The organism is Ruminococcus sp. RTP21204st1_B2_RTP21204_210225, from assembly GCF_040914135.1.
Classification (GTDB): domain Bacteria; phylum Bacillota; class Clostridia; order Oscillospirales; family Ruminococcaceae; genus Hominimerdicola; species Hominimerdicola aceti.
Map to the genome: position 1 here is coordinate 1 of NZ_JBCPGA010000068.1, position 8,422 is coordinate 8,422.

Annotated in this window: 8 protein-coding genes and 1 pseudogene; 8 read left to right on the forward strand and 1 reads right to left on the reverse strand. The window is 39.3% G+C overall.

Annotated elements, in window-relative coordinates; translation table 11 throughout:
• Nucleotides 1-293 precede the first annotated feature (293 nt).
• The 4 genes and pseudogenes from AB5123_RS13345 to AB5123_RS13360 all read left to right on the forward strand — a co-directional run.
• Nucleotides 294-878 carry a TetR/AcrR family transcriptional regulator gene (locus tag AB5123_RS13345; protein ID WP_337811853.1) on the forward strand — a complete coding sequence of 195 codons (585 nt, stop codon included), beginning with the start codon at nt 294-296 and terminating at the stop codon, nt 876-878.
• A gap of 83 nt (nt 879-961) precedes the next feature.
• A complete protein-coding gene (locus tag AB5123_RS13350; protein ID WP_288162904.1) occupies nt 962-2,284 on the forward strand; it encodes a hypothetical protein in 1,323 nt (440 codons plus the stop codon).
• 25 nt (nt 2,285-2,309) lie between these two features.
• Nucleotides 2,310-2,456 carry a hypothetical protein gene (locus AB5123_RS13355; RefSeq protein ID WP_267301844.1) on the forward strand — a complete coding sequence of 49 codons (147 nt, stop codon included), beginning with the start codon at nt 2,310-2,312 and terminating at the stop codon, nt 2,454-2,456.
• 388 nt (nt 2,457-2,844) lie between these two features.
• Nucleotides 2,845-3,000, forward strand: a pseudogene (locus AB5123_RS13360) (alpha/beta-type small acid-soluble spore protein); the annotation flags it as partial.
• Nucleotides 3,001-3,162: 162 nt separating this feature from the next.
• Here the strand turns inward: AB5123_RS13360 and AB5123_RS13365 are convergent.
• Nucleotides 3,163-4,035, reverse strand: a complete 873-nt coding sequence (locus AB5123_RS13365; protein WP_288162906.1) for an Abi family protein — start codon at nt 4,033-4,035, stop codon at nt 3,163-3,165.
• 320 nt (nt 4,036-4,355) lie between these two features.
• Here AB5123_RS13365 and AB5123_RS13370 point away from each other — a divergent pair, with 320 nt between their 5' ends.
• The 4 genes from AB5123_RS13370 to AB5123_RS13385 all read left to right on the forward strand — a co-directional run bounded on the left by AB5123_RS13370 (nt 4,356) and on the right by AB5123_RS13385 (nt 8,180).
• Nucleotides 4,356-4,748 (forward strand): BlaI/MecI/CopY family transcriptional regulator, encoded by a 393-nt coding sequence (locus AB5123_RS13370; protein WP_242843668.1) that lies wholly within the window; start codon nt 4,356-4,358, stop codon nt 4,746-4,748.
• The gene (locus AB5123_RS13375) at nt 4,738-5,961 is read left to right on the forward strand and encodes a M56 family metallopeptidase (RefSeq protein WP_022287574.1); all 1,224 of its coding nucleotides are present in this window, start codon (nt 4,738-4,740) and stop codon (nt 5,959-5,961) included. Before AB5123_RS13370 ends, AB5123_RS13375 begins: the two co-directional genes overlap by 11 nt.
• On the forward strand, nt 5,951-7,666 hold the full coding sequence (locus AB5123_RS13380; protein WP_118124757.1) for a DUF2079 domain-containing protein: 1,716 nt from the start codon (nt 5,951-5,953) through the stop codon (nt 7,664-7,666). Before AB5123_RS13375 ends, AB5123_RS13380 begins: the two co-directional genes overlap by 11 nt.
• A 61-nt stretch (nt 7,667-7,727) precedes the next feature.
• The gene (locus tag AB5123_RS13385; RefSeq protein WP_117858337.1) at nt 7,728-8,180 is read left to right on the forward strand and encodes a hypothetical protein; all 453 of its coding nucleotides are present in this window, start codon (nt 7,728-7,730) and stop codon (nt 8,178-8,180) included.
• Nucleotides 8,181-8,422 lie beyond the last annotated feature (242 nt).

An 8,422-nucleotide genomic window follows, 5' to 3' on the forward strand; every position in this document is an offset into this window, starting at 1 on the left:
CTATGCGTCCCCTCAAATGGTTTTCGCCTATCGAATTTCTTAATAATAGTGTCCAATATGATTGACAAACCTACACCTATCCCACCTTTCCATAAGTCTTATGGACATATTTATTAGTACGGTTTTGATCGTTGAGGTAAGCCGCTATTTTTTTTCTGCTGTAAGGACTTTTTTATAAGATCATGTTGAAACTTTATTTTCTTCATTTTTTGAACAATTCTTGACTTTGTTGCAAATCTGTGTTATACTAATCGTAAACGAACGGTCGGTACGCATAAAAGGAGCGAAGCAACATGAAAACAACTGAGCAACAGCACAATGAGCGGAAACGTGAACTAATGGAAAAGTGCTTCGAGTGCTATTCGGAAAACGGGCTCACAGGCACAGGAATTAAAGCACTGGCCGATGCGTGCGGATGCACGAAAGCAAATTTGTATTCGTATTTTAAAAACCTTGATGAACTTATCATTGAGTCAACGGCATACTGTATGGAAAAGGTTGAGGATGACTTTATGGAGATGGCACCCACCGACCCCGAGGATGTTGTCCGTTTTGTGAAGGAGGTCCCGTATTGGACAGCAAAAAAGCACGGAAAAAAATATCGCCTGATGTATCAGATATATACGCACCCGAAGTATATCGAGCACGGCAAGAAATTCTTTGAGGGCGTGAACGAACGCTATACCGAGTACGCCAAGCGGCTTGAGCCGAAGATCGGCATTCCATATACGGTCATCACGCCGCTGATCTTTATATTCGTCCGCGCCTGCGTTCATTATGCGATGTTTGAGGATGAATATTATCTGAAAACCCAGATGGAGGTCTTAAAACAGGGGGTCGCCCTGTTTGTGGATAAGTACAAAGCAAACCAAGCATAAGCCTATCGACCGCCGCTCATTTACGGCGTGGGCAGCGGTGCAAAGCTCCGCCGTGATAAACAATTCCGAACGGAGGAAAAAAGATGAAAACAGAAAAAAAACTACTCACAGGTACACTTTTGGCGCTTTGCACCGCTCTTTTGGTGCTTTGCAGCGTGCTTGCAATAGGATGGAGCAAGGCGGCAAAAACAGGCGACGCACTGCCGGAGGTGCGAAACAACGGCACGGCGATTCAGTGGAAATACAGCGACGAAGCCGACTGGCACGACCTTGTGGCGCTTACTGAGCTGCGGGGCGCTGCCGGAGAAAACGGAACAGACGGTAAAAACGGTAAAGACGGCTCTGACGGCAAGAACGGAATAAACGGTACAAACGGAAAAGACGGCATTAACGGCTCCGACGGCAAGGACGGCATTAACGGAGTTGACGGTAAAGACGGCATTAATGCCAAAAGCATAGAGGTGCAGCGAGCTGAAACCCACATACAGTGGCGTTACGAGGGCGATGAGTGGCAGGACCTTGTGGCGATAGCCGACATCACAGGTCCCACCGGGCAGAAAGGTGCAGACGGAGCAAACGGAAAGACACCGGAGTTCCGTGTAAGCGAAAACACCCTGCAGTGGCGCTATGTCGGCGATGAAATATGGCTGAACCTGTACGATCTTTCGGTTTTGAAAGGTCTTGACGGCAAGGATGGTATAAACGGAAAAGACGGAGCCGACGGCAAGGACGGAACAAACGGACAAAACGGCTCTGACGGTGTGGACGGAAACACCCCGTTTATCGGCGAGAACGGCAACTGGTGGATTGGAGAAACCGACACCGGCGTAAAAGCCGCAGGCATTGACGGCACAGACGGTGTTGACGGCGACAAGGGCGATAAGGGCGACCCCGGCGAAAAAGGAGATAAAGGCGACAAGGGAGATAAAGGTGACAAGGGCGACCCCGGTCAGAACGGCGCCTGCTCCGGATATTTTTATGCAGAAACAAGAATTCCGAGAGTATTTCTCAATAACGGCAACGCAGCTTTAAGCGTCTATGAAAAGGTAAACAGCGGAGACCTGATATCCACTTATCTTGATAAGATTACGCTCAAAAAAGGTCATGTTTACAGCGTCACCATAAGCGGCTCTCTCCAGGTGGTATCAAACGAGTCCAACAACAGCGGTAATTACTCCATCCAGATGACAGACGGCTATGACGACGACCTTTGCCGTGAGGTTACACGCATAAAACGTGACGGCGAAAAAATAGCGCAGACAAACGACCAACATTCCTTTAATTTCACCAGAATTTACGACGCCTCGGACGAGGATATAACGCTGTACTTCATGTTTGAACAGTCGGCATACAATACCCGTCTCGAGAGCTTCAAAGGCACAATCACAATAACCGCTCTTGATTAAGTTTACATAACGGAGGTAGTAAGAAATGAAAAAACGAATACTCAGTATCCTGCTCACCCTATGTATGCTGTTCTGCCTTGTGCCGACAGGCGTATTTGCCGAGGATAATATGGCAGCGAGTGGGACGGCGGAAGTTTCCACAGCGGCGGAACTGGTTTCAGCAATCAGATAAGCTTCATACGGAACAGTCAAACTGACGTCAGACATTACCATTTACACCACATTAGTGGTCAACCGCACCGTCACCCTTGATCTCAACGGTTATGTGCTGAAATACGGCAGCAGCAGTGCAGGGCATGTAATCACTGTGTCCAGTGGTATTTTGACAATTGAAAACAGTGACTATACAAAATCACACAATTTCCAAAAGAAGTATAATTTATATGTAAATGATTTTTTTTGAATTTTGCTCCGTTTAAAATCATACTAATTTTAGCTTTTGATTTTTTTCATTCCAAAAACCGCCCCATTTCGTTCTATAAATTACCTCTTATAATCAAATCATGCAGACATATAATATTATTGCAAACCCGAAAAACAAATGAAAAGGAGATACGAAAATGAAAGGTATCACAACTCAGGAAGGCAGAGAAACACTCAACAAGTTCAAGATGGAAGCAGCTAACGAAGTTGGCGTAAACCTCAAGCAGGGCTACAACGGCGATCTTACAGCTCGTGAGGTCGGCTCTGTAGGCGGTCAGATGGTCAAAATAATTAGTCCTGAACAACAATGGATATTTACCCGAAACAGCGTAAGAAACACAGGTCATTGCATTGAGATTACATATGCCGTTAGACTGTCAGTATAGGAGCAGCACAACGATATATTTTCTTATCAAAACATCGCATTTGTAAAAACAAATGCGATGTTTTAATGTTTATTCGTTCAATATGTTAACCCAATCATCTGGAAATCCCATAAGTTTTTTATCAACGTGAGGGTACTTGTGAAAAAGTTTATCTAGTTTGTCCACAAACGCTGTCCAATGTTGATCATTAGTTATTAGATGTTTTATGCAAAGAAGAGTTGCAAATACACGGATACTGCTTATCCCCTTTTCTGTATATTGCTTATATAGCTTTGGCGTTTTAGCAAGATTAACATTATACAAACGTCCATAGTGTGCACAAATATTCCGCACAAAAGCAATGTGTTCGACCCAGCTTTCAAGATAAGTATATCCCACGCCATACAACGTTGCAACGGCTTTTTTGTCCTGAGGTTTCATATTTTTATAAAACTTTGAGAGCGTACCGAAACTGAACAGCTCCACCAAAGCGTAAAACGGAATTTTGCCGTCAGTATAATTATTTTTGAAATTCTTAACAAAAGGGACTTTGCTATTTCTGGATATTTCCTTTTTTATCTCACAAAGAAAATCATAGTGATAGCCAGGATCATTAAAATTATCCGGATCTTCATATCCTAGTACACCATAAATATGTGAGAAATGATTAGCTACCCTACACCTGAGATTAACTTCGATTTGCTCTATCCAAGTAAATAAGAGTTGCCTGAAGTTGGCGTTAAACAGGTATAACTCAACGATTTGTTCAAAGGATATAGAACCATCAAAATTTTTATTTTTACCTTTTAGTCCAAGGCCATATGCTTTTATCAAGCGGAAATATGAAATATCATTAAGAATTCGACGTGCATATTCTTCATTGACAATTCTCAACCCAAGCATTTTCAAGTTCTCGATTTGTTGATCAACATTCATTGATGGTTGCTGTTCTTTAAGCTGCATAAAAAAGTCCCCTAATAATTAAACGACCCGACGTGGTACGCATTGCTAAGAGGCGTGTCGGGTTCTGTTAATACTATTATATGCGATTTTTTCTAAAAAGTCAATGGTAAATATATCTAGATAGATGTCATGAAAATGAAATTATGTTATTCTTAAGTGCTATCACTCTTTATTATTTTTTATATTAAAGATAGAGTACAGGAATCATTGCATTGTCGAAAATATTAAATAATTGTAAAATCATCACATCATAACTTGACTTGCATTTTAGACAAGTGTATAATATCGTTATAGACAAACGTCTAATACGGAGGTGTGTAATGATAAACCAAATAAAAAAACTTCCAGATGCGGAATTTGAGATAATGAAAACTATTTGGAGTATGAGCGAACCTGTCACAAGTTCTCAGATAGCAGAAAAAATGAGCGACCATAATTGGAAATTACCAACTCTCATATCATTTCTTAAACGCCTTATTGAAAAAGGATTTTTAAGAACGGAGAAAACAGGTAAGGAGCGTCAGTATTATTCGCTGGTATCCCAATCGGATTATCTTAAATTTGAAACAGAAAATTTCTTTGGCTCGGTCCATAACAACTCACTTTCAAGCCTTGTTACAAATCTATACGAAACTGATAAGCTAAGCAGTCAGGATATTGATGAGCTGATACGTTTTCTTGAAGAAGTAAAGGACAGAAATAATGATAAATAATTTATTTACATATTTTATACGGAGCAATGTACTGATAGTGTGCCTGTATCTTTGCTGTAAAATATTTTTAGCTGTAGGCAAAAAGCGTCAAAAATTATCATTCTACAAGGTATGTTCAGCGTTGTCATTGCTGATAATATTCCCCTTAGACCTGACCACTCTTATTCCTCACCAGGCTGTCACCGCTGACGTGGTTCAGAATATTTACGTACAAAAATACATTTTTACAGAAACGCAGCATATTCCAGCTGTCAAGAAGATAATGCCTTTTCTTGTTGCGGTCTGGTGTATTGGTGTAGCTTTCAACAGCTTTGTTTGCATTTACAAGTACCTTGCCTTAAAGCGCTTTGTTGACCGCTGGGCAACAAAAAATGGTGTATACAAATGCGGCAATAAAAGCCTGAAAGTAAAAAAGTGCCCAGGCATTTCAAGCCCTATGCTTATGGGCGTGTTCGCCCCTGTAATAATTCTTCCTGACAATATCGCAGCTGATAATTATGATGTGGTATGTATGCACGAAAAATTTCACTATCTTAATCACGATATATTCATAAGGATAGTAATGCAGGTCGTTTGTATAATCAATTGGTTTGATCCGCTTGCATACAAGCTTTCACGCAGTATGAATTTGCTGTCTGAGATAGCTTGCGACGAAAAAGTTGTCAAGGAGATGAATGATACCGAGAAATATAACTACTGCGGTATGCTGATAAACAGATGTGAAAATGGTAAACAAGATACAGCATTTTCAGCGTGTTTGTATTCACAAAAAGAAAAGGTGAAAACTAGGATAAACGAGATAACTGCCAAGAAAAAGAAGTCATATGCAAATATTATAATACTTGTTGCTATAACTTTGAGCACGCTTATCCTCTGCTCTTTTGTTGACATTAATATCGATGACGAGCTAAGTTCGACCCACACCTTTAACAATGGTGAAATGGTAACAAAAGAGCCTGTTTTCGTGAATGAAGGTCAAAAAATAACTATAAAGATCGAACTTGACCTGTCCTCTGATTATTCAGACAAAGACGGAGAGTATATTGAACTAGGCTACTATCAGGACGGAACAGAACACAGAATTTTCTGTGACAAGACTGCAGGCAACGAGATAAATTTTACCGCTAATAAAGACGGCGACCACACTTTTTATTTAAAAAATTACTCTGCATATAAAATAACCCTTTCGGAGTTTGACGTCAATGTTCAGTAACAAACAAAACCTCCTCTCGTGTATTTTATGCGGATATATTCTTGGCTGTTTGTATACCATGCTTATCAGCGACGCCGATCCTATCTCAAAGTATTATGTATCGAACATTTCGCTGCTGCAATTAGTCATTCCCACCATCGCATTTTCAGCAACACTTTGCCTTATAACTGTTTTCAAAAGAGTTAATTTAAATTTGCTTTTGACAGGATTGATATTTGCTTATTCGTTGATATCAATATGGAAAATGACCAATACCACAGCATATTTCGGCTTTGCCTGCATTGCTGTTTTGGCTATAATAATATTTAGGTTTGCTGATATAAAGGAAACTGAAATATTAAAATGCCGAAAAACGGAGATAATTTCAGTTCTGTTGTTCACGGTGATATCAGTAACAATATTGATGATCGGCACCGTATGCAGACTAAAAAGCTATGAATCATCGTGCTTTGATATGGGAATTTTTCTGCAAATGTTTGAATATATGAGTAAAACGGGCAAGCAATACACCACGGTCGAACGAAATGTGCTTATGTCACATTTCAATGTGCATTTCTCACCCTGCTGGTATTTGCTGCTGCCAATATATATGATATTTAGAAACTCGGTTGTTTTAGTCATATTGCAAGTGCTTATCATTGCAAGCGGAGTATTGCCGCTGATAAAAATATGCAGGCTTTACAAGCTCGGCAGAACTGACACCGTTTTGTGCAGCATAATATATCTTTTCTACCCTGCATTTTGCAGTTCTCAGTTTTTTGATATCCACGAGAATATGTTTTTGCCTGCATTTATATTGTGGCTGTATTATTTTATGTGCAAGAAAAATCACATTGGTGAAGTTGCAGCGTGTCTGCTTATACTCTCAGTCAAAGAGGACGCAGGGGTATACATCATTTGCCTAGGTCTGTATTCCTTGTTTTCCAAAAAGAAAAAGACCAGCGGTTTACTTATCACTATAATCGGCATACTTGGCTTTATTGGCACAAATTTATACATAAACATTTTTGGCGAGGGTGTAAAAGTAAACCGATATGACATTTACTTGGCCGAAAACGACAGCGGACTTATTGCGGTGATCTTAAACGTCATAAAGAACCCGGCATATTTTGTGTCAAATCTGATAACAGTAGATAAACTGCTTTTCCTGCTGTTGATGACAGTGCCTTTTATTTTTGTTTGCTTTAAAATAAACAAAGCGTCAGATCTGTTTTTGCTCGTTCCGCTGATAATCGTTAACCTCAGCACAGACTACACATATCAATATAATGTAGATTACCAATACGTTTTCGGAAGCGGAGCAATGCTTTTCTGTGCTTTTGTTAAAGAGGTATCAACATTAAAGCAGAAACGAAAGGTATTACTTATATCCGCAATGTCAGCGGTCATACTTTTCTCGGTTACAGTTAGTGATAAAATACAGTTATACACCGAACGATATGAAAACACCGCACTTATAACGCAGACTAACGAATTTATCGACACCATAGACAAAACCGTCTGCATATATGCAGACACATATATAATACCGTCGCTTTACAAATTTGATAATGTATATCTTTTGGATAATGCTGATGTTTCAAAAGCTGAAATAATACTTCTTGACAACCGCAAAAATGATTATCAAGGAAAGCTTGAGAAATACAAAAAGACTTTTTCCATTTGTGAAGTTCACGGGATGGTTACTGTATTATTAAATTATTAAATTAAGAATATTATTAAGGCCTAATAATATATAATTTTTTTAGAAAGGAGGTTGTTTTGCAATGAAAAAAATTGTTTCCCTATTGCTTTCTCTGTGTATGATTTTTAGCTTTGCTACAATTTGTTACGCAGATGATGAAACAGTTATTCCACCTGTCAGCAATGAAATGATTATCAATCCATACTTAAGAAGTACTGCAACATTTGGTTCTTGTAAAATTGACCAAGGAGTCACAATGGGCTTTGCTTCTGGTGATAATGGATGGGCAATTGCCGCTAATACTACAGTTACACTTAAATTTTATATGAAAACTAAAGAATCTAATGTAAACTGTGGTTATTATCAGGGTTCAACATATGTTCAAAAATCACATACCGTTAAAGCGAATGCAAGCGGTGATGGGTATATTTATACTTGCACAATGAAAATAACCAAAGGCGGAAATTACAAATTCTTCATTTCAAATATGACTGCCAAAACCATAACGGTTACAAAAACAACCGTTTCATTTTAAAGGTTGACCATTTAAAAGCTCAAATAAAATTTGAGTTGCAACTATGACACATAACATCAGTCGCAAGAAGCCCCAAAGGGTAACTTGCGACTGAACTTTTATTAAGGCAAAAGTTCTCTAAAAATTCGTTTCTGTTAAATTAATAACGTTTTGACATAGGGGGTATCTCACAGTGCGACGGCGAAAACGCACATCTTACCCCCGTGTCAAAATCAAATCTCCTGTGCAAAACAATGAAAATG